Annotated in this window: 19 protein-coding genes and 2 tRNA genes; 4 read left to right on the forward strand and 17 right to left on the reverse strand. The window is 72.6% G+C overall.

Annotated elements, in window-relative coordinates:
- Positions 1 to 86: 86 nt before the first annotated feature.
- The 3 genes from L1785_RS11595 to L1785_RS11605 all read right to left on the reverse strand — a co-directional run bounded on the left by L1785_RS11595 (position 87) and on the right by L1785_RS11605 (position 3,426).
- A complete protein-coding gene (locus tag L1785_RS11595) occupies positions 87 to 2,150 on the reverse strand; it encodes a lectin-like domain-containing protein (RefSeq protein ID WP_236089428.1) in 2,064 nt (687 codons plus the stop codon).
- Between the two features lie 387 nt (positions 2,151 to 2,537).
- A tRNA-Ala gene (locus L1785_RS11600) sits at positions 2,538 to 2,610 on the reverse strand.
- Between the two features lie 66 nt (positions 2,611 to 2,676).
- On the reverse strand, positions 2,677 to 3,426 hold the full coding sequence (locus L1785_RS11605; RefSeq protein ID WP_236089429.1) for an SDR family NAD(P)-dependent oxidoreductase: 750 nt from the start codon (positions 3,424 to 3,426) through the stop codon (positions 2,677 to 2,679).
- Positions 3,427 to 3,526: 100 nt separating this feature from the next.
- On the opposite strand from L1785_RS11605, the gene L1785_RS11610 reads away from it, so the two are divergent.
- Complete coding sequence (locus L1785_RS11610; protein ID WP_236089430.1) at positions 3,527 to 4,375, forward strand: helix-turn-helix domain-containing protein; 849 nt, start codon at positions 3,527 to 3,529, stop codon at positions 4,373 to 4,375.
- A 3-nt stretch (positions 4,376 to 4,378) separates the two neighbouring features.
- Here L1785_RS11610 and L1785_RS11615 read toward each other — a convergent pair whose 3' ends face one another.
- Positions 4,379 to 5,521 (reverse strand): hypothetical protein, encoded by a 1,143-nt coding sequence (locus tag L1785_RS11615; RefSeq protein WP_236089431.1) that lies wholly within the window; start codon positions 5,519 to 5,521, stop codon positions 4,379 to 4,381.
- Positions 5,522 to 5,570: 49 nt separating this feature from the next.
- Positions 5,571 to 6,167: a short chain dehydrogenase gene (locus L1785_RS11620; protein ID WP_236089432.1), complete on the reverse strand. Its 597-nt coding sequence runs from the start codon at positions 6,165 to 6,167 to the stop codon at positions 5,571 to 5,573.
- A gap of 103 nt (positions 6,168 to 6,270) precedes the next feature.
- On the opposite strand from L1785_RS11620, the gene L1785_RS11625 reads away from it, so the two are divergent.
- Positions 6,271 to 7,236, forward strand: coding sequence for a LysR family transcriptional regulator (locus L1785_RS11625; protein ID WP_236089433.1), 966 nt, complete (start codon positions 6,271 to 6,273; stop codon positions 7,234 to 7,236).
- Positions 7,237 to 7,357: 121 nt separating this feature from the next.
- Here the strand turns inward: L1785_RS11625 and L1785_RS11630 are convergent.
- The 12 genes from L1785_RS11630 to L1785_RS11685 form a co-directional block, all read right to left on the reverse strand.
- Positions 7,358 to 7,430: transfer RNA gene (locus L1785_RS11630), tRNA-Ala, on the reverse strand.
- A 99-nt stretch (positions 7,431 to 7,529) separates the two neighbouring features.
- Entirely contained in the window at positions 7,530 to 8,240 is a 711-nt protein-coding gene (locus L1785_RS11635) for a histidine phosphatase family protein (RefSeq protein ID WP_236089434.1), read from the reverse strand.
- Positions 8,237 to 8,680 (reverse strand): ribosome silencing factor, encoded by a 444-nt coding sequence (gene rsfS, locus L1785_RS11640; protein ID WP_236089435.1) that lies wholly within the window; start codon positions 8,678 to 8,680, stop codon positions 8,237 to 8,239. The genes L1785_RS11635 and rsfS overlap by 4 nt, the downstream gene beginning before the upstream one ends.
- Positions 8,677 to 9,783, reverse strand: coding sequence for a hypothetical protein (locus L1785_RS11645; protein ID WP_236089436.1), 1,107 nt, complete (start codon positions 9,781 to 9,783; stop codon positions 8,677 to 8,679). The genes rsfS and L1785_RS11645 overlap by 4 nt, the downstream gene beginning before the upstream one ends.
- The gene (gene nadD, locus L1785_RS11650) at positions 9,776 to 10,384 is read right to left on the reverse strand and encodes a nicotinate-nucleotide adenylyltransferase (RefSeq protein ID WP_308113319.1); all 609 of its coding nucleotides are present in this window, start codon (positions 10,382 to 10,384) and stop codon (positions 9,776 to 9,778) included. The genes L1785_RS11645 and nadD overlap by 8 nt, the downstream gene beginning before the upstream one ends.
- A gap of 33 nt (positions 10,385 to 10,417) precedes the next feature.
- Entirely contained in the window at positions 10,418 to 10,570 is a 153-nt protein-coding gene (locus L1785_RS11655) for a hypothetical protein (protein WP_236089438.1), read from the reverse strand.
- Positions 10,571 to 10,619: 49 nt separating this feature from the next.
- Positions 10,620 to 11,951: a glutamate-5-semialdehyde dehydrogenase gene (locus L1785_RS11660; RefSeq protein WP_236089439.1), complete on the reverse strand. Its 1,332-nt coding sequence runs from the start codon at positions 11,949 to 11,951 to the stop codon at positions 10,620 to 10,622.
- Between the two features lie 70 nt (positions 11,952 to 12,021).
- Entirely contained in the window at positions 12,022 to 13,155 is a 1,134-nt protein-coding gene (proB, locus tag L1785_RS11665) for a glutamate 5-kinase (RefSeq protein ID WP_236089623.1), read from the reverse strand.
- A 235-nt stretch (positions 13,156 to 13,390) separates the two neighbouring features.
- Positions 13,391 to 14,908, reverse strand: coding sequence for a GTPase ObgE (obgE, locus tag L1785_RS11670; protein ID WP_236089440.1), 1,518 nt, complete (start codon positions 14,906 to 14,908; stop codon positions 13,391 to 13,393).
- Positions 14,909 to 15,165: 257 nt separating this feature from the next.
- Entirely contained in the window at positions 15,166 to 15,423 is a 258-nt protein-coding gene (rpmA, locus tag L1785_RS11675; protein ID WP_236089441.1) for a 50S ribosomal protein L27, read from the reverse strand.
- A 62-nt stretch (positions 15,424 to 15,485) separates the two neighbouring features.
- Positions 15,486 to 15,794: a 50S ribosomal protein L21 gene (gene rplU, locus L1785_RS11680; protein WP_236089442.1), complete on the reverse strand. Its 309-nt coding sequence runs from the start codon at positions 15,792 to 15,794 to the stop codon at positions 15,486 to 15,488.
- 347 nt (positions 15,795 to 16,141) lie between these two features.
- Positions 16,142 to 16,336 carry a dodecin family protein gene (locus L1785_RS11685; RefSeq protein ID WP_236089443.1) on the reverse strand — a complete coding sequence of 65 codons (195 nt, stop codon included), beginning with the start codon at positions 16,334 to 16,336 and terminating at the stop codon, positions 16,142 to 16,144.
- Between the two features lie 162 nt (positions 16,337 to 16,498).
- Here L1785_RS11685 and L1785_RS11690 point away from each other — a divergent pair, with 162 nt between their 5' ends.
- Both L1785_RS11690 and L1785_RS11695 read left to right on the forward strand, forming a co-directional pair.
- Complete coding sequence (locus L1785_RS11690; RefSeq protein WP_236089444.1) at positions 16,499 to 17,110, forward strand: protein-L-isoaspartate O-methyltransferase family protein; 612 nt, start codon at positions 16,499 to 16,501, stop codon at positions 17,108 to 17,110.
- A gap of 135 nt (positions 17,111 to 17,245) precedes the next feature.
- On the forward strand, positions 17,246 to 18,355 hold the full coding sequence (locus L1785_RS11695) for a fatty acid desaturase family protein (protein ID WP_236089445.1): 1,110 nt from the start codon (positions 17,246 to 17,248) through the stop codon (positions 18,353 to 18,355).
- Positions 18,356 to 18,374 lie beyond the last annotated feature (19 nt).

Consider the following 18,374-nt stretch of genomic DNA (forward strand, 5'->3'; position numbering starts at 1 on the left):
CGCCGGCGTGGGAGCGCGGGGTCGTGCTGACCCAATGTGGGCCGGGCAGCGTCCGCCCGGGTAAGGGCGGACGCTGCCCGGGTTCGTCAGTCCTTGGCTCGTGTGCGGCGTCGGACCTGGGTGATGAGGATCACGCCCCCGGCGACCAGGAGCGCGGCGATCCCCGCGGCGCCGGTCACGGTCGCGCCGGTCACGGGCAGCTGCGGCGGTGCCGGCGGTGCCGGCATGGCGTAGGGACCGGGCGGCGGCACGGCGTCGCTCGGGGTTCGGCTGCCCGGCGTGGGAGACCAGGGCGTGGCGGTGTTGAGGAGCGTGCCCGGGTTGCCGGTGAAGCCGGCAGCCAGGCGCGCAGTCACGGTGAAGGTGACGGACTCCCCGACGGCCAGGTCTGCGCCGGACGAGCAGGTGACGTCCTGCCCGACGGCGGTGCAGGCGCCGTTCGGGGACGCCACGAACTGGATGCCGGCGGGCAGGGGGTCGGTGGCGCCGACCTGAGTGGCGACCGACGGGCCCTCGTTGACGACGGTGATGGTGTAGGTGAACGCCTCGCCCGGCGAGAGCGCTGTGTCGCCCGCGATGAGAGCGGCGGTCTTCTCCGCGACGAGGGCGGCCAGGGGCCCGCCGTAGGGCGGCGAGACCGGGTCCGAGGGCACGTTCGTGGTGCCGCCGGTGGGAACCGCGACGTTGGCCAGGTCCTCGCCGTCGCCCGTGTAGGACGGGTCGAGCAGGGCACGGAAGGTGAACGAGGCCGTCTCGCCGGGCTCGAGCGGTCCGTCGCCGTCGCAGGTCACGTCCTGACCGTCAGCGGTGCAGGCCTCGTCGACGGCGGAGACGAAGCTGAACCCGGCCGGCAGGGCGTCGGTGGCACCCCCCGACGGCGCCTGTGACGGGCCGGTGTTGGTCACCACGATCGTGTAGTCGACCTCTTCACCAGGGTTGAGCGCGGTGTCTCCGTCGAGCAGCGCGACAGACTTCTCGGCGGTCAGGGTCGACTCCATGGTGACCGTCGTGCTGACCGACGCGGTGTTGTTGTCCGGGTCGACGTCGTTGCGGTCCGCTGCGACGGTGATCGTCGCCTCGTTCTCGAGCTCGCCCTCGAAGTCCGTGGGCAGGGTGCCGGTGATCGTGTAGGTGGTCTGGCCCAGGGGCGGCAGGTCCGCGAGCGTGTCGATCGACCCGGTGCCGGACGCGTCCGCGCACACTGCGCCACCTGCTGCGGCACAGGTCCAGGCCACGTCGACGAGCGTCGCCGAGATCTCGTCCTGGACCCGGCTGCCCGGCGCTCCTACCGTGGACGGGTTCGACGCGACCAGCGTGTAGGTGATCTGCTCGCCGGCCAGCGCATCCGCGGGGCCGTCCTTCGTGATCGCCACGTCGGTGGGCACGGACACCAGCAGGCCGTCGACCTCGTGCACGTTGGTGAACGCGCCGGTTCCGGCGGAGAACCCGATCCGCAGCTGGGCGGGCAGGTCAGCCTGGCCGGCCGCGTCGGACAGGTTGACGTTGGTCAGCACCCGCTGCATCCCGGTGCCGGGCCCTGCGTTCGTCCACACGGTCAGCAGCAGGTCGCCGTCCGCGTCGGGGATGATCGTGATCCGTGCCGGGCGGGCCTCGGCGCGCCCCCCGGGCATCTGCAGGGGTGCAGGCGCGGGCGCACCCGTGATGTAGTTGTAACCAACCTGCCCGTCGCCGGACCCGCGAACCGCGATGGAGTTCGGGGTCTGGCCGGGCCCCCCGGGGCCGGCCAGGTCACCGCTGAAGTTGCCGAACGTGTCGAACGCCACCCCGACATACCCGCCGGGCACGCCGTCACCCCCGGGAGGCGCGGTGTTCTGCGAGTATCCGAGACCTGCACCCGTCGCACCGGCACCCATCGCCGCCGCACCGTCGGTCAGGAAGAACACGAGGCCGTCCGCGCCCGTACCCCCGTGGATCACGTAGTTGAACCGCACGTCGATCCCCAGGTCCGACGGGAACGTGTCGGTCATCTGCCACGCACCGGCCTCGCCGTTGTCCGCCTGGGTCAGCTGTAGCCACCCGTCCACCACGGTCGCGTCACCGGTGAGCGTCCCGTCGCCGGCGTCGTCGAAGTTGTTCCCGTACGGGAACGCGAGCTCTGCCGCGTGAGCGATCAAGACGGCCGGCGCCAACAGCCCGACCGTGGCGAGCCCTACGGCCGCGACACTGCCCGCCCCCCGGCGCATTCGACGTCTGATCGGTTTCCGGGCACGCCCGGTCGCCCTGGTCTGGAACATGGAAGTCTCCCCCTGAGATCTGCGAGCACAAGGAAATGTGCAAGGGAACAGGCGCACCGCACCCCTGCGGCGCCACCGGCCTGCACAAGTAATATGCGCCGAGACCAATTGCTGCAACACGTAAGGCAAGAGTTCGGGTCGAGCACCAGGCGAATTACCATCAGAACGACATTCCGGAGGGCGAATTGCGTAAAAAGAAAAGGGGCCCGGCGAACGCCGGACCCCCACTATGAACAAATGACGCGGGACACCCATGAACGGTGTCCCGCGTCATCGCATCGGTGGAGCTGAGGGGATTCGAACCCCTGACCCCCTGCATGCCATGCAGGTGCGCTACCAGCTGCGCCACAGCCCCGTCGCCCGTCCGCCGGGCGGGCTCGGCAAGCATAGACGGTCGGGGGCCGGTGCACCAAAGCGGCGCCTATGACCCGCCGGTCACCCCGATCACCTGGCCCGTGATCCCCGTGTTCGCGGCCGAACCGAGGTAGACCACCGCGGATGCCACCTCCGAGGCCTCGAGCAGACGCCCGATCGGTGCACGCGCCGCATACTCGGCGCCGAACGAGTTCACGACGTGCGTGTTCGTGGCCGTCCGCGTCAGCCCCGGCATCACCACGTTGGTCAGCAGGTCGCCGTCGTGCCCGAGCGAGAACGCCGCCGACCGGCTGAACCCGTGCAGGGCCGCCTTCGCGGCGGCGTAGTACTCCGTCCCGGCGGCACCGTCGACGGCGAGCGACGACGAGATGTGCACCATCCGACCCCAGCCCTGCGCCCGCATCCCGGGCGTCACGGCCCGGCTGAGCCGCAGCGCCCCCTCGACATTGCCCCGCAGCAGCGTGTCCCAGCCGTCGACAGCCTCGAAGGACTCACCCGCCGGGCCCGTCAGGGAGCCCCACGCCACCGCGTTGTTGACCAGCACGTCCACGCGTCCGGTCCGCTCCAGCACGTCCGCGACGAGCGCGGCTGCGGCGTCCGGGTCGTCCTGGTCGTAAGGCACGGCGAACGCGGCCTCCCCGATCTCGGCGGCCACCTTCTCGGCCGTCTCGCGGGCGCTGCGGTACGTGACCGCCACGCTCGCCCCCTCCGCGCCGAACGCGGCGGCGATCGCCCGCCCCAGCCCGCCCGACGCCCCGGTCACGATGACTGTCCGTTCCTGAAGTCCAAGGTCCATGGCTCCACCGTGCGCGCACCGGCGCCGGGCATCCAGACCGCCGTGGGGCTGGCCCTCTCAGGGCCACCCTTCGGCACGGGGTCCCGCCTACGCTGACCGCATGAGCAGCGACCTCGGCACGCTCCTGCGCGCCCACCGGGAAGCCCTTGCGCCCCAGGACGTGGGTCTGCCCCGCGGCGCCCGACGTCGGACGCCTGGCCTGCGCCGCTCCGAGCTCGCCACCCTCGCCGGGGTCAGCGTCGAGTACCTCACACGCCTGGAGCAGGGCCGTGACCGGCACCCGTCGCCGCAGGTCCTCGGCGCGCTGGCCGATGCGCTGCGCCTCTCCCCCGACGCCCGCCTCCTTCTCCTGCGCGCCACCAAGGGGGCCGACGGCATCGGCTCGCCGTGCGCCGTCACCCCGCCTTCCGACACGATCCGCCCGCCCGTCCGGGCGCTCCTCGACCGGCTGGAGCCCGGCGCGGCCGCGCTGCTCAACCGGGTGGGCGACGTCCTCGCCGCCACCACCACGTACCGGCGCCTCCTCGAGCCCTACGGCCTGTTCGACGACGACCGCCCCAACCTCGTGCGCTTCGTCCTCACCGATCCGCGCGCCCGGGAGGCGTACCCGGACTGGGGGCGCGTCGCCGACCGCCAGGTGGCGGCACTGCGCATGGAGTCAGTCCCCGGCGACCCGCACGTCGCCGAGCTCGCGGAAGCCATGACCGTCATGGCGGGCGCCGAGTTCTCCGACCGCTTCGCGGCGCCCCTCCCGGCCGAGTACAGGTCGGGCACGGAGCGGATGCGCCACGCCGCCGTCGGCGACCTGCGGCTGGACGTCGAGTCCCTCGCCCTGCCCGACGCCGACGGCCAGCGCCTCGTCGTCCAGCTGCCGGCCGACGAGGCGACGTCCGCCGCGCTCGACCGGCTCGCGGGCCGTCGGCCGGGAGCGCTGCACGCGGTCGGCTGACGTCTACCGCCTCGAGCGTCCCCTGAGCCGCCTCAGCGTCGCCGCGCCCCGGGCGATCCCGAGTGCCACGGCGTCGCCCTGGTTCACGATCTTCCGCAGGAGCACGAACAGCGTCACGCAACCGAGCAGGATCGTCACGACCCCGGCGAGGTTCTGCCAGAACCCGTGAGCCTGCACCAGGACGGTGCCGGAGCCCACGAGGAATCCCGCGAGGGTGACGAAGATGGCGAGGACCTCGATGATGCCGATCAGGCTCTCCGACACGATCTGGCGTGCTCGGGCGTGCTGCTCCTGGATCTCCCGCTGAGCATCGACCACCTGGTCGGCAACGGCCTGCTTGAGGGTCAGAAGGAGGCGCTCGGTCGTGGCGTTGACACGGTCGTCGAGCACCTTGGTCGCGCTGATGAGCTCGCGCTCGCGGGCGAAGTCCTGATGGACGGCGTTGTTGCCCGGCGCCAGGAGATCGATCGCCGTGTTGATGCTGACCAGCGCCTCGTCGAGCCGGCCCTCCCTGCGGAGAGCTCCCGCCCGCCAGTAGTGGACGTTCGGGTCGTCCTCTCCGCGGCCGATCATCTCGTCCGCGAGCTCCACGGCCAGCCGAGCGGCACCAGGGAAGCCGGTCGACATCCACAGGCCGTGGAGGCAGAGGAACCGGCATGTCTGGTCGTAGTCCTCGGCGGCAGTCGCCGACGCGAGGAGCGACGCCGCCTGGGGTTTGCCGCCGCCGAGCGCCGCGAAGGCGGCGAACGCCCGGATCATGCCGTCCTCGGGAAACTCCGCGAGCATGGCGCGGGCCCACGCCAGAAGCTGGTCGAACTTGAAGTCATACCGGAGCCGGGACGCCCGCGCATACACCATCGTCTTCCGCCAGGACGCCGTCGCCTCCGGGGCGGGGAGGTCCTCGGCAGGCAGCGGCGCGCCCAGATCTCGCGCCTGCCACGCCAGGTTGCTGACACACCGGCGCAACACGTGCGGTGCGAGGCCGTTCCGGTCGGCGATCGCCGCCAGCTCGGCGACCCAGTCAGCAGGGTCGCGGACCCGGTCGGCGAGGTACTCGTTCACGACGACGATCTGCCGCACGGGCGCGAGCCCGCGTAATGCCTCGTCAACGGCTCGCCGCGGGTCGATTCCGTCGCCACTCGACATGACGCCAGCATAACTAAAGGGGCAAATCTGGCGGCGCCATGCGGAGCCCCTACAAGACGTACACCTGCCCCGTCCCCGCGCCCTCGACGGATCGGACGTACGCCTGCGCGACGTCGGCCAGGTCGACCGGCGGGAACCCGGGGAAGTAGTCGCCGTACTCCGCGAGGCTCTCGGTGAAGACGGTGGGGCTGACCGCGTTGACGCGACGGGGAGCGATCTCGATCGCGGCGGCCCGGACGAAGGCCTCCACGGCCCCGTTGGCCATCGAGGCGGCGCTGCCGGTGACGATCGGCTCGCGGGAGAGCACGCCGCCGATCAGCGTGAAGGAGCTGCGCTCCGCGACGTGGGCCAGACCCTGGCTGACCAGCTCGACCTGGGAGAGCACCTTGCCCTCGAAGGCCGCGCGGTAGTGGTCGGTGGTCAGCTCGCCGAACGGCTTGAAGGGCACGTCGCCGGCGGTGCTCACCACCGCGTCCACGGGACCCGCGGCCGCGTACAGACGGGCGATCGCGCCGGGTTCGGTGATGTCGTACCGCAGGTCACCGGCCGTCCGTCCGACGGTGACGAGCTCGTGGCCGCGTCCGGCAAGGGTCGCGCCGACGGCGGCGCCCAGCGTCCCGGAGGCGCCGATCAGCAGGATTCTCATGGCCGCGACGCTAGGCGTCATCAGGGCGGCGAGGGAAATGCCTCCTGCGGCAGATCCATGCGCCGCGCGCATGGACGGCCTCCCCGCCGCCTATCCTCACCACATGAACGTGGAGCTCCGGCACCTGCGAGCGCTGGCCGCCATCGGCGACGAGGGCACGATCACCGACGCGGCCGCCGTGCTGCACCTCAGCCAGCCCGCGCTCTCGCGCACCCTCGACCAGCTGGAGCAGCGGCTGGGCGCCCGCCTGGTCGAACGCACGACGCGCAGCCTCGCGCTGACCGACGCCGGCCAGCGGCTCTGGGAGCACGCGCACCGCATCCTGAACCAGCTCGACGACGCCCTGGCGGACGTCGCCTCCCACGGACCGCGACCAGTGCGGATCGGCTTTCCGTGGGCAGCCCTGGGCCGGCACACCGTGCCGCTGCTGCGGGCCTGGCGCGGCGAGCACCCGGACCTCCCCGTGCGGGTCCGCCGGTGCGACGACCCGGAGGGCGCCGTACGCCGCGGCGAGGTCGATGCCGCCTTCGTCCGGGCCGCGCCGCTGCGCGCCCACGGCCTGGTCTCCCACGCCCTGTATCGCGAGCCGCGCGTCGCGGCGGTCGCCGACGGCGACGCCCTGGCCGCGCGCGAGCTCCTGCACCTGGCGGACCTCGCCGACCGCCCCGTCGCGCTGTGCGCCACGGCCACGACCACCAACGCTGAGCTCTGGCCCGAGGGGCGCCGGCCGCACACCTTCCAGGTCCCGGGCGTCGACGAGTGGCTGACGACGATCGCCACCGGCGAGGCCGTCGGAGTCACCGCCGAGGCCACCGAGCACACCCACCCTCACCCGGGCGTGCGCTACCTGCCGCTCGCGGACGCGCCCGAGATCGACGTCCACCTCGTCTGGTCCCGCAGCCCGTCCCACCCCGCGACCACCGCGTTCGTGCAGCACGCCCGGCAGCACACGCCGAGGGTGGCGACGGGCCGTCAGGCGATCGAGTCGGGCAGTCCGGAGTCGCACAGGCGCAGCACGTCGGTCGCGCCCGACAGAGCCGCGACGACCTCGGGTGCGGGGGTGGCGTGAACGACCGGGTGGTCGATCTCGCCCGCCCCGGGGTCGATCACGAAGGCGAGACGTTCTCCGGGTCCCCAGAATGAGAAATGACGCGAGACATCTTTCAACGATGTCCCGCGTCATCCCACGGTGGAGCTGAGGGGACTCGAACCCCTGACCCCCTGCATGCCATGCAGGTGCGCTACCAGCTGCGCCACAGCCCCGTGCAAACCCGCTCAGCCACTGCTGAGCGAGCCCCGCCAGTCTATGCGGACCGTCGCCGCCGGCCAAATCGGATTCCGGCCGCGACGCTGTGGTCCGGCTCACCCCTGGGCGGGCTGCGTCCCGGCGCCGTTCTCAGGCCCCGGCTCGAGGTTCCAGTCCGGTCCGGCCTGCCACACGTCCAGCGGATAGTCCGCACCGACGTTGTGCGCGACGAGGCGCCACGCCGGCTTCGCGCGCGGTCCCGACCGGTGCAGGTGCGACCAGTGCACGTTGTGCAGGCCGTGGAGCCCGCGCCAGTCCGCCGGGTCGAGCCCGAGCAGGCACGTCACCGCGAGCGTGATCGCCGCCCCGTGCGAGACGACGACGAGCGTCTCGGTCTTGTCCAGGGTCTCGGCGTGCTCCTCGACAGCCATCGCCATGCGCTCCGCGACCAGGGCCTTGCTCTCCGCTCCCGCCCGGACCGGCTCCGCACCGCTGCGCCACGCCGCGTGCTCCTCGGGCCAGCTGTCCGCGATCTCGGCGTCGGTCAGACCCTCCCACTCGCCGAAGCTGCGCTCGCGCAGCCGAGGGTCGGTGACGACGTCCACGCCCACGGCCTTGGCATACGCGGCCGCCGTGTCCGCCGCGCGCGACAGGTCGCTCGACACCACGAGTGCCGCGTGGTGCGACGCCGCCAGAGCGGCGCCGCCCTGCTCGGCCTGCCACCGCCCCACCTCGTCGAGCGGGATGTCGATCTGTCCCTGGAGGCGCAGGCCTGCGTTGTACGCCGTGCGGCCGTGCCGCAGCAGGACGAGCGTGCCGGCCGTCACGCGCGAGGGCCCCCGGTCAGGTGGATCGCGCCGTCGTCCTCCGGCTCGCCGTAGTCGGCGCGGGCGTCACCTCCGCCGCGGGCGTCCTCGGGCAGCGGTACGAGCGGGCAGTCCTTCCAGAGACGCTCCAGCGCGTAGTACACGCGGTCCTCCGAGTGCTGGACGTGCACCACGACGTCGCCGAAGTCGAGCAGGACCCAGCGGGCCTCCGTCTTGCCCTCGCGGCGGATCGTCTTCGCGCCCGCCTTGAGCATCTCCTCCTCGACGGCGTCGACGATGGCGGACACCTGCCGCTCGTTGGTGCCGGAGGCGATGAGGAACACGTCCGTCAGTACGAGCTGCTCGCTCACGTCGAGCGCGATGATCTCCTGCGCCTTGCGGCCCGAGGCGGCACGGGCGGCGACGACCGCGAGCTCGACCGCACGCTTCGTGGCCGTCATGACGCACCCCAGCCGGGCAGCGCACCGAGGAGTGTCGTCGCGGCGGCGCTCGCCCCGTCCGAGGCGCCCGCGTCCGAGCCCAGCAGGAGCTTCCAGATCAGCAGGCCCAGGACGAAGGCGACGACGACCAGGATGATGTAGTGCAGCCACGTGTACGAGGGACCGGGGTCCTCCTCGTACTCGTCCCACTCCTCCTCGGCCTGGCGGCCCGCAGCCCGGACGGGCTGGGGGCGGCCTGCGCCGAGGATGTCGCCGAAGCCCTGGTTCGCGGCCGGACCGGCGGGGGCACCCGGCGGGGGGCCGAACGGCGAGGGCGGGCCGCCGGCCGGCGGGACGCTGCCGGGCGGCATGCCGCCCGGAGGCATGGACTGGGGCGCGGCCGTGGCGCGGCCGAACGGGCTGGGCGCACCAGGGGCACCGGGCGCACCCGGTGCACCGCCGGGGGCGAACGGCGACGGCGGCACCGCCGCGGGCGCGGCGCCGAACGCCGCGGGCCGCTCGGGTGCTGCGGGCCGGCCCGCTCCGGGCGCCTGCACGGCGGACGCCCAGGACGGCGCCTCGCCGGGGGCACCGGGCGCGCCCGGACCGGCGGGACCGCCGGGGAACGGCGACGACGGGGCGCCGAAGCCACCCGGGCGGCCCTGCTGGGGAGCCGGCTGCACGGGGGCAGGCTGGGAAGGCGCCGGGCCACGACCGAACGGGTTGGGGGCGCCGCCGGGCGGAGGCTGACCGGGAGCACCCGGGGCGCCGGGCGCACCGGGGCCGGCGGGCGGGTACGGCGACGCCGGTCCGCCGCCGTATGCGGGCTGGCGGCTCGGCGCACCCGGGGCCGGCGGGGCGGCCGGCATGGGCTCGCCCACCTGGCGCACCGGGGTCAGGCGCCCGGTGGCGTCGACGCCGCGCATACCGCCCGAGGCCTGCGGCGGACGCACGACCGGCGCAGGCGGGTACCCGGGCTGACCCGGCTGGCCGGGCGCCTGCGGAGCACCCTGCCGGCCCTCCGGGGCCTGGCCCGGCGGATACCCGCCGGCGGCCGCTGCCTGCGCGGCCTCGCGCTCGCGGAGCTCACGCCGCGTCAGTGGACGACCATTGTTGTCACTCATCGTGAAGACCTCGATACAGTCCGTGCTTGGCGATGTACTGGACCACGCCGTCGGGCACCAGGTACCAGACCGGCAACCCCGCCCCCGCCCGACGACGGCAGTCGGTCGAGGAGATGGCGAGCGCCGGGACCTCGAGCGTCGTCACGCCGCCCTGGGGCAGACCGTCCACGGTGAGACGGTGCCCAGGCCGGGTAACCGCCACGAAGTGTGCCATGTCCCACAGTCGGTCGGAATCCTTCCACGTGAGGATCTGCTGGATCGCGTCGGCGCCCGTGATGAAGAACAGGTCCGCCTCGGGCCGCTGCGCGTGCAGATCTCGCAGCGTGTCCACCGTGTAGGTGAGGCCCGGACGGTCCACGTCGACACGACTCACCGTGAACCGGGGGTTCGACGCCGTCGCGATGACCGTCATCAGGTAGCGGTGCTCCGCAGGGGTGACGTTCGCGTGCTGCTTGAAGCCGGGACGACCGGTGGGGACGAACACGACCTCGTCGAGACCGAGGTTCGCCGCCGCCTCCGAGGCGGCCACCAGGTGACCGTGGTGGATGGGGTCGAACGTTCCGCCCATCACTCCCAGGCGTGGCCGCTTGCTCGTCGTCACGGGTCGTGTCGGCTCCGGTCGCTCCAGACAGGATCAGTGCCGGTTGCCGAGGTTACGGAACGCGTACGTGACGCAGAGCGCCGCGACGAGCCCGCCGAAGGCGAGGAGGCCCATGGCGATCGGCGAGATCGGCTCGTTGACGTGCTCCGAGGCAGCCTCGGCGACCAGTACGGCGGTGTGCAGCACGGATGTTCCTCCAAGTCGTACGTGCTCAGGTGGCCCTTAGTCTCTCACGTCACGGACGCACGTGGCCGTCGCCCTGGACGACCCACTTCGTGGTGGTGAGCTCGGCCAGGCCCATGGGCCCGCGGGCGTGCAGCTTCTGCGTGGAGATCCCGATCTCGGCGCCCAGGCCGAGCTGGCCGCCGTCGGTGAACCGGGTGGAGGCGTTGACCATGATCGCCGCCGAGTCCAGCTCGGCGACGAACCGCTCGGACGACGCGAGGTCGCGCGTCACGATCGCCTCGGTGTGACCCGAGGTCCACGTGCGGATGTGCTCGATCGCCCCGTCCAGGTCCGGCACCACGCGCACCGCGAGCTCGAGCGCGAGGTACTCGGTGGCCCAGTCCTCGTCGGTCGCCTCGGCGACGCTCACGCCCTCGGGCGCGAAGCCCTGGGTGGCGGCGTCGCCGTGCAGGACCACGCGCGCCTCGGCGAGCGCCGCGAGCGCGCTCGGCAGGAAACCGGGCGCGGCGTCCGCGTGGACGAGGAGCGTCTCGGCGGCGTTGCACACGCCGACCCGCTGCGTCTTGGCGTTCATCAGGATCGCGAGCGCCATCGCCGGGTCGGCCGTGGCGTCGACATAGACGTGCACGTTGCCGACGCCGGTCTCGATGACGGGCACGCGGGACTCGCGCACGACGGTCTGGATGAGGTCCGCGCCGCCTCGCGGCACGAGCACGTCGACGAGCCCGCGCGCCTGCATGAGCGCCACCGCGCCGGCGCGACCGTACGGGTCGATCGACTGCACCAGGTCGGCGGGCAGCCCCAGGGCCTCGAGCGCCTCCCGGAGAACCCGCACGATGACCTCGTTGGAGGACGACGCCGCAGACCCGCCGCGCAGGATCACCGCGTTGCCGCTCTTGAGCGTGAGCCCGACGGCGTCGACCGTGACGTTCGGCCGTGCCTCGTAGATCATGCCGACGACGCCCATCGGCACGCGCAGCTGGCGCAGCCGCAGCCCGTTGGGCAGCGTCTGGCCGCGCACGACCTCCCCCACCGGGTCCGGCAGGCCGGCGACCTCGCGCAGCGCGGCGGCGATGCCCTCGATACGAGCCGGGTCCAGAGCCAGCCGGTCCAGCAGGCCGGCTTCCATCCCGTTCTCACGCCCCCGCGCCAGGTCCTCGGCGTTGGCGGTCACGATCTCGTCCGTCGCGGCCACCAAGGCGTCCGCGAGCGCCGCCAGCGCCGCGTCCTTGGTGGCGCGGGTCGCGGTCGCGAGCACCCGCGACGCGATCTTCGACCGGCGCGCCACGTCCTCGACGGCGGCGGTCACGTCGTCCGGCACGGCCCCGGAGGCGACGGTGTGCGCGGAGGAGGCTGCGGCGTCGGACAGAAGACTGGTCATGGGACGAGCCTACGACGCGGGGCCCCACGGGCCGAGAGCCCATCCACAGGCCGGGCCGCGCCCCGCCGCGCTACCGCAACCCGGGGTGCCGCGAGTCGAGGACGAGGTCGTCGCGGTGCACGACCTCCCGGTCGTATCCCTCGCCGAGCTCCTCGCGCAGCTGGTAGGTCGACCGGCCGAGCAGGGCGGGGATCTCGGACGCGCCGTAGGACACCAGCCCGCGCGCCACGACGTGGCCGTCCGGCCCGACGAGCTCGACGGGGTCGCCGGCCTCGAAGTCGCCCTCCACGGACGTCACGCCCGCGGGCAGGAGCGACGCCCGCCCGCCGAGGACGGCGCGCACCGCGCCCTCGTCGAGGTGGAGCTGCCCGTGCGCACGCGCGGCGTGGGCGATCCAGAGCCGTCGCGTGCTGGCCCGCCGGCCGGTCGACGCGAAGAACGTGCCCACGTCCTCGCCGGCGAGCGCGGCCGCGGCGTTCGCCGCGCGTGTGAGGACCACCGGGATGCCCGAGCCCGTCGCGATCCGGACCGACTCGAGCTTGGTCACCATGCCGCCCGTGCCGACCGCGCTCCCCCGCGTCGTCACCTGGACGCCCGCGACCTCGTCGAGCGAACCGACGTACGGGATCCGCCGGGAGCCCGGCCGCGACGGCGGGCCGTCGTGCAGGCCGTCCACGTCGGTCAGCAGCACCATGGCGTCGGCGCGCACGAGGTGCGACACGAGCGCGGCGAGGCGGTCGTTGTCGCCGAACCGTAGCTCGTCGGTGGTGACGGCATCGTTCTCGTTGACGACGGGCACCACGCCGAGCGCGAGCAGGCGCTCGAGCGAGCGTTGCGCGTTGCGGTAGCGCAGACGGCGCACGGTGTCCTCGGCAGTCAGGAGGATCTGCCCGACGCCGAGGCCATGCGCCCCGAACGCCTCCGCGTACCGCGCGACCAGGAGCCCCTGCCCCACGGACGCGGCGGCCTGCATCGTCGCGACGTCCCTCGGCCGCCCCGGCAGACCGAGCGGCCCGATGCCCGCGGCCACCGCGCCCGACGTCACGAGCACGACCTGGCCGCCCGCGGCCCGGCGCGCCGCGAGCACGCCGACGAGCGCTCGCAGGGCGTCGAGGTCGAGGTGCCCGTCCGGGCCGGTGAGCGACGAGGAGCCGATCTTCACGACGACGCGACGGGCGCCGGACAGGGCGGAACGGTCGGACAGTACGGTCACCCGGCCATCATCGCCGGTCGGGGCCGCAGCCCGCGCCCTGTTTCACGCTTCAGTCGGCGCATACCGCCTGAGCCTGCGGTTCCGCTCCGGGCGGGTGCCTCGTTCCTCGGCCCCCACCCTGCGCTGCACCTTCGGCTCAGTCGGTCTCGTCAACCGCCTGAGCCTGCGGTTCCGCTCCGGGCGGGTGCCTCGTTCCTCGGCCCCCACCCTGCGCTGCACCTTCGGCTCAGTCGGCGTCGGGGTCCGTCCAGACGCCCGCCTCGCGCTCGGTCCACAGCTCGCGACGGGCCTCCGCCTTGGCGTCCATGCGCTCCGTGAACTCCTTGCGCCGCGAGGAGCGTGTGGGCCGGTCGGAGGGGTCGAGGCGCAGGTCGGTGCCGCGGGCGCCGAGCAGCTCGACGCCTGCCATGAGCGTGGGCTCCCAGTCGAAGACGACGGCGTTGCGCGGGTCGCCGATGCGAACCTCGTCGCCCGCGACGGCACCGGCCTTGAGGAGCCCCTCCTCGACGCCCAGCTTCGCGAGCCGGTCCGCGAGGAAGCCGACGGCCTCGTCGTTGTTGAAGTCGGTCTGGCGCACCCAGCGCTCCGGCTTGGTGCCGCGGACCTCGAACCAGTAGTCGGTCTCGCCACCCAGGCGGCGCACGGTGAACCCGGCGTCGTCCAGGGCCTTCGGGCGCAGCACGATGCGCGCCGGCTCGGGGGCGGGCGCCGCAGCGCGAGCCTTCGCCACGATCTCCCCGAGGGCGAACGTGAGCGGCCGCAAGCCCTCGTGCGACGCGGTCGACACCTCGAACACGGGCAGGCCGCGCGCCTCCAGGTCGGGCCGCACCAGCTCGGCGAGCTCGCGCGCCTCCGGCACGTCGATCTTGTTCATCACCACGAGGTGCGGGCGCTCCGTGAGCGGCACGCGGCCACCCTCGATGCCGAGGTCGCCCGCGTACGCCGCGAGCTCCGCCTCGATGACCTCGAGGTCGCTGACCGGGTCACGGCCCGGCTCCAGCGTCGCGCAGTCGAGGACGTGCACGATCACGGCCGTCCGCTCGATGTGCCGCAGGAACTCCAGGCCCAGGCCCTTGCCCTCGGACGCGCCCGGGATGAGGCCCGGCACGTCGGCGACGGTGTAGCGGTGGTCGCCCGCCTGGACCACGCCCAGGTTCGGCACGAGCGTCGTGAACGGGTAGTCCGCGATCTTCGGCCGTGCGGCGGAGATCGCCGCGACCAGGGACGACTTGCCGGCGCTGGGGTAGCCCACGAGCGCGACGTCCGCGATCGACTTGAGCTCCATCACGATGTCCGCGGCCTCGCCCGGCTCGCCGAGCAGCGCGAAGCCCGGAGCCTTGCGCTTCGTCGAGGCCAGCGCGCGGTTGCCCAGACCGCCCTTACCGCCCGCGGCGACGATGTACTCGGCGCCCGCGCCCACGAGGTCCGCGAGCACGTTCCCGTCGAGGTCCTTCACCACGGTGCCGTCCGGTACGCGGAGCACCAGGTCGGCGCCCTTCGCACCGTCGCGGTCGTCACCCATGCCCTGGGTCCCGTTCGTGGCGTGCCGGTGCGGCGAGTGGTGGTACTCGAGCAGGGTCGTGGTCTGCGGGTCCACGACGAGCCGCACGGATCCGCCGTCACCACCGTTGCCGCCGTCGGGCCCGGCGAGGGGCTTGAACTTCTCCCGGCGGATCGACGCGACACCGTTCCCGCCGTCACCGCCGGCGGCGTGGAGCACGACGCGATCGACGAAGCTGGCCATGCGTTGATCCTCTCAGCATTCTTTGGGCTCCCGCCCGGCCCTGGTCCGCCTGGACCCTCGCGGGTGGCGATCATCAGGACATTCCGCCCGTCCCGGTGGGACCGGCGGGTAAAGCAGGAGGGGCGCACCGCAACCGGTGCGCCCCTCCGTCAGCGTGCTGGTGAGGCTCAGGCTGTCCTCACGGAGCCCTGAGCCTGCGGTTCCGCTACAGGCGAGTGCCTCGTTCCTCGGCCCTCTCCCTTTGCTGCACCTACAGCTCAGGCCTCGACCGCGACGATGTCGATGACCTTGCGACCACGACGCATGCCGAACTGCACCGCGCCGGCGGCGAGGGCGAACAGCGTGTCGTCGCCGCCACGGCCCACGTTGGCGCCGGGGTGGAAGTGGGTGCCGCGCTGGCGGACGATGATCTCGCCGGCCTTCACGACCTGGCCACCGAACCGCTTGACGCCGAGACGCTGGGCGTTCGAGTCACGACCGTTGCGCGAGGAGCTCGCGCCCTTCTTGTGTGCCATCTCTGGACCTGCTTTCGTACGGGAGAACGGGGGGATTCAGGGGGCCGCAAGGCCCTCCGACGTCACTTGATGCCGGTGACCTTCACGCGGGTCAGCTTCTGGCGGTGACCCTGGCGCTTGCGGTAGCCGGTCTTGTTCTTGTACTTGAGGATCACGATCTTCGGACCCTTCTCGTCCCGCACGACCTCGGCGGTGACCTTCACCTTCGCCAGCTTCGCGGCGTCGGTGGTCACCTTCTCCCCATCCACGAGCAGCAGAGCGGCCAGCTCCACCGTCTCGCCCGGCTGGGCCGAGACCCGGTCCATGACGACGATGTCCCCGACGGACACCTTCTCCTGACGGCCACCGGCCTTGACGATCGCGTACACCACGTTGAACTCATTCCTCTGGTCTTGGCGTGCGCATGACGGGGTTCACCGGCTTGGCTGTGACTCGTCTCCGCCGCGGCGGTCGAGTGCGATGCGCCATGGGCACGCAGGACGGGTGCGCAGACAGCGCACCGACGAACAAGATTACGTGACGTACTCCCCAGGTTCAAACCGGGTGCTTGTGCCTTCCGCCACGCCGCCCGCCACGCGGGCCTCTCGACGTCTCGCTGCGCACCCACCCTTCGCTGCACCTCCGGCTCAGCCCGGGTACTTGTTCGCCTGAGCCTGCGGTTCCGCTCCAGGCGGGTCCCTTGCTTCGCTGCAGGCCCACCCTTCGCTGCACCTCCGGCTCAGTCGAGGACGAAGGTCACCTCGAGGGAGACCTGCCACGCCACGATGACGCCGTCCTCGAGCTCCACCTTCTGCTCCTTGACCCACGCCCCGCTCACGTTCCGCAAGGTCTCGTGCGCCCGGTCGATGCCGACCCGGATGGCGTCCTCGAAGCTCGAGTTCGAGCGGGCGCTGATCTCAACGATGCGTGCCACCGTCCCAGCCATGTGGTGCTCCCCTCGTCGGGGTCGACGCGGTCCGCGCCGACCGGTGCTCCCAGGCTGACCCGGAGCGCCCGGCCTCGCCAGCGCAACCCCTCGTGCGAAATCCGGCTGTGACCTCTGGAGCGGGCTTAGTGTGTTGGCAGGTGATCACTGATGCTCCCGGATCCTGGAACCGCGCCGCATCCTTCCCACGACGGGGAGGACGCCGTCGCGCACGCGATGCGCACGGTCGCACGCCGTGACTTCCTGCCGCGTTCCCAGCGGCCGCTCGCCGCACAGGACCGGCCGCTGCCGATCGGGCGGGGGCAGACGTCGTCGCAGCCGACCACCGTGGCCACCATGCTGCGGCTCCTGCGCGTGCCCGTCGGAGCACGAGTGCTCGACGTCGGTGCCGGGTCGGGCTGGACCACGGCGCTGCTCGCCGCGATCACCGGCCCCGGGGGCGAGGTGCTCGGCGTCGAGCGGGAGCCCGCTCTGGCCGCCTGGGGCGCCGCCAACGTCGAGGCGACCGGAATGGGCTGGGCACAGGTGGTGCTCGCCCAGCCGGGCACCCTCGGGATGCCGCGTCCGGGGGGCTGGGACCGGATCCTCGTGTCTGCCAGCGCGAAGGACCTGCCAGGGGCGCTCGTGGACCAGCTCGGGTTCGGCGGACGGCTCGTGATCCCGGTTCGCTCCACGATGATGCTGGTCGAGCGGCTGCCCGACGGAACCACGCGGGTAACTGACCACGGCTCCTACCGCTTCGTGCCCCTGATCGAGGACTGATGTCTCCGCGAGCCGTTCACAGGCCGGCTCTCGCCAGGCGAACCTACGGTCCCGTAGGCTCGTGGTCATCCGAACGTCGGGCACACGCCCATCTCCACGGCTGGGAAGTCGACACCTAGCCTTGCGAGGCCATGCATGCTGCCCACCGCCCCCACCGTTCGGGACGGGTTCCGACCCACGCGGCCCCGTACCGCCGACGAGCAGCCCATCACCAGCACGTACACCGCACTGTCGCGGACCGTGCGCGACGCCGGCCTCCTCCACCGCACCCACGGCTACTACCTGTGGACCCTCGCCGTCCTGACGCTCGCCCTCGGCGGCATCGTCACCGGGTTCGTCCTGCTGGGCGACTCGTGGTTCCAGCTCCTCATGGCCGGCGCCCTCGGGCTCGTCCTCACCCAGTTTGCGTTCGTCGCGCACGAAGCCTCGCACCGGCAGGTGCTCGAGTCCGGCCCGGCGAACGACCGCCTCGGGAAGTTCCTCGCCAACGGCGTCGTCGGCATCAGCTACTCGTGGTGGATGACGAAGCACACCCGCCACCACGCCAACCCCAACCGGGTCGGCAAGGACCCCGACATCGCGAACGACACCATCGCCTTCACCGAGGAAGGCGCCCGCGAGCACCGCGGCCTGCTGGCCCTGATCACCCGGTACCAGGGCTGGCTGTTCTTCCCGCTCCTCACGCTCGAGGGCCTCAACCTGCACCTCACGTCGATCCGGTCGCTGTTCCACGGCACCCGCGAGGACCGCGGTGCACGCACGCTGGAGCTCGTCACGATCGTCGCCCGGCTCGCCGCCTACCTGGCGGTGGTGTTCTGGGCGCTGCCGCTCGGACTCGGACTCGCGTTCGTCGGCGTGCAGATGGCCGTGTTCGGCGTCTACATGGGCGCGTCGTTCGCCCCGAACCACAAGGGCATGGCGATCCTCCCCGCCGACAGCCGCCTGGACTTCCTGTCCAAGCAGGTGCTGACGTCGCGCAACATCCGCGGCGGGTGGTTCATGAGCATCCTCATGGGCGGGCTCAACTTCCAGATCGAGCACCACCTGTTCCCGAGCATGCCGCGCCCGCACCTCATCCGGGCCCGCGAGATCGTCCGGGAGCACTGTGCGACCATCGGCGTCCCCTACACGGAGACCAGCCTCCTGGAGTCCTACGCGATCGTGGTCGGCTACCTCAACCGCGTCGGCCTCGCCGCGCGCGACCCCTTCGACTGCCCGATGTACCACCGCCTGCGCGGGGTCTGACGCGTCAGCCGCAGAGCAG

The organism is Antribacter soli (assembly GCF_021568775.1).
Classification (GTDB): Bacteria; Actinomycetota; Actinomycetes; order Actinomycetales; family Cellulomonadaceae; genus Antribacter; species Antribacter soli.

Bases quoted from the DNA above. Each gene is read 5' to 3' on its own strand.
- L1785_RS11660 (WP_236089439.1), bottom strand. From the start codon at position 11,951: ATGACCAGTCTTCTGTCCGACGCCGCAGCCTCCTCCGCGCACACCGTC.
- rpmA (WP_236089441.1), bottom strand. From the start codon at position 15,423: ATGGCACACAAGAAGGGCGCGAGCTCCTCGCGCAACGGTCGTGACTCG.
- L1785_RS11605 (WP_236089429.1), bottom strand. From the start codon at position 3,426: ATGGACCTTGGACTTCAGGAACGGACAGTCATCGTGACCGGGGCGTCG.
- obgE (WP_236089440.1), bottom strand. From the start codon at position 14,908: ATGGCCAGCTTCGTCGATCGCGTCGTGCTCCACGCCGCCGGCGGTGAC.
- L1785_RS11695 (WP_236089445.1), top strand. From the start codon at position 17,246: ATGCTGCCCACCGCCCCCACCGTTCGGGACGGGTTCCGACCCACGCGG.
- L1785_RS11690 (WP_236089444.1), top strand. From the start codon at position 16,499: ATGCTCCCGGATCCTGGAACCGCGCCGCATCCTTCCCACGACGGGGAG.
- rsfS (WP_236089435.1), bottom strand. From the start codon at position 8,680: ATGACGGCCACGAAGCGTGCGGTCGAGCTCGCGGTCGTCGCCGCCCGT.
- L1785_RS11620 (WP_236089432.1), bottom strand. From the start codon at position 6,167: ATGAGAATCCTGCTGATCGGCGCCTCCGGGACGCTGGGCGCCGCCGTC.
- L1785_RS11615 (WP_236089431.1), bottom strand. From the start codon at position 5,521: ATGTCGAGTGGCGACGGAATCGACCCGCGGCGAGCCGTTGACGAGGCA.
- L1785_RS11645 (WP_236089436.1), bottom strand. From the start codon at position 9,783: ATGAGTGACAACAATGGTCGTCCACTGACGCGGCGTGAGCTCCGCGAG.
- L1785_RS11625 (WP_236089433.1), top strand. From the start codon at position 6,271: ATGAACGTGGAGCTCCGGCACCTGCGAGCGCTGGCCGCCATCGGCGAC.
- L1785_RS11610 (WP_236089430.1), top strand. From the start codon at position 3,527: ATGAGCAGCGACCTCGGCACGCTCCTGCGCGCCCACCGGGAAGCCCTT.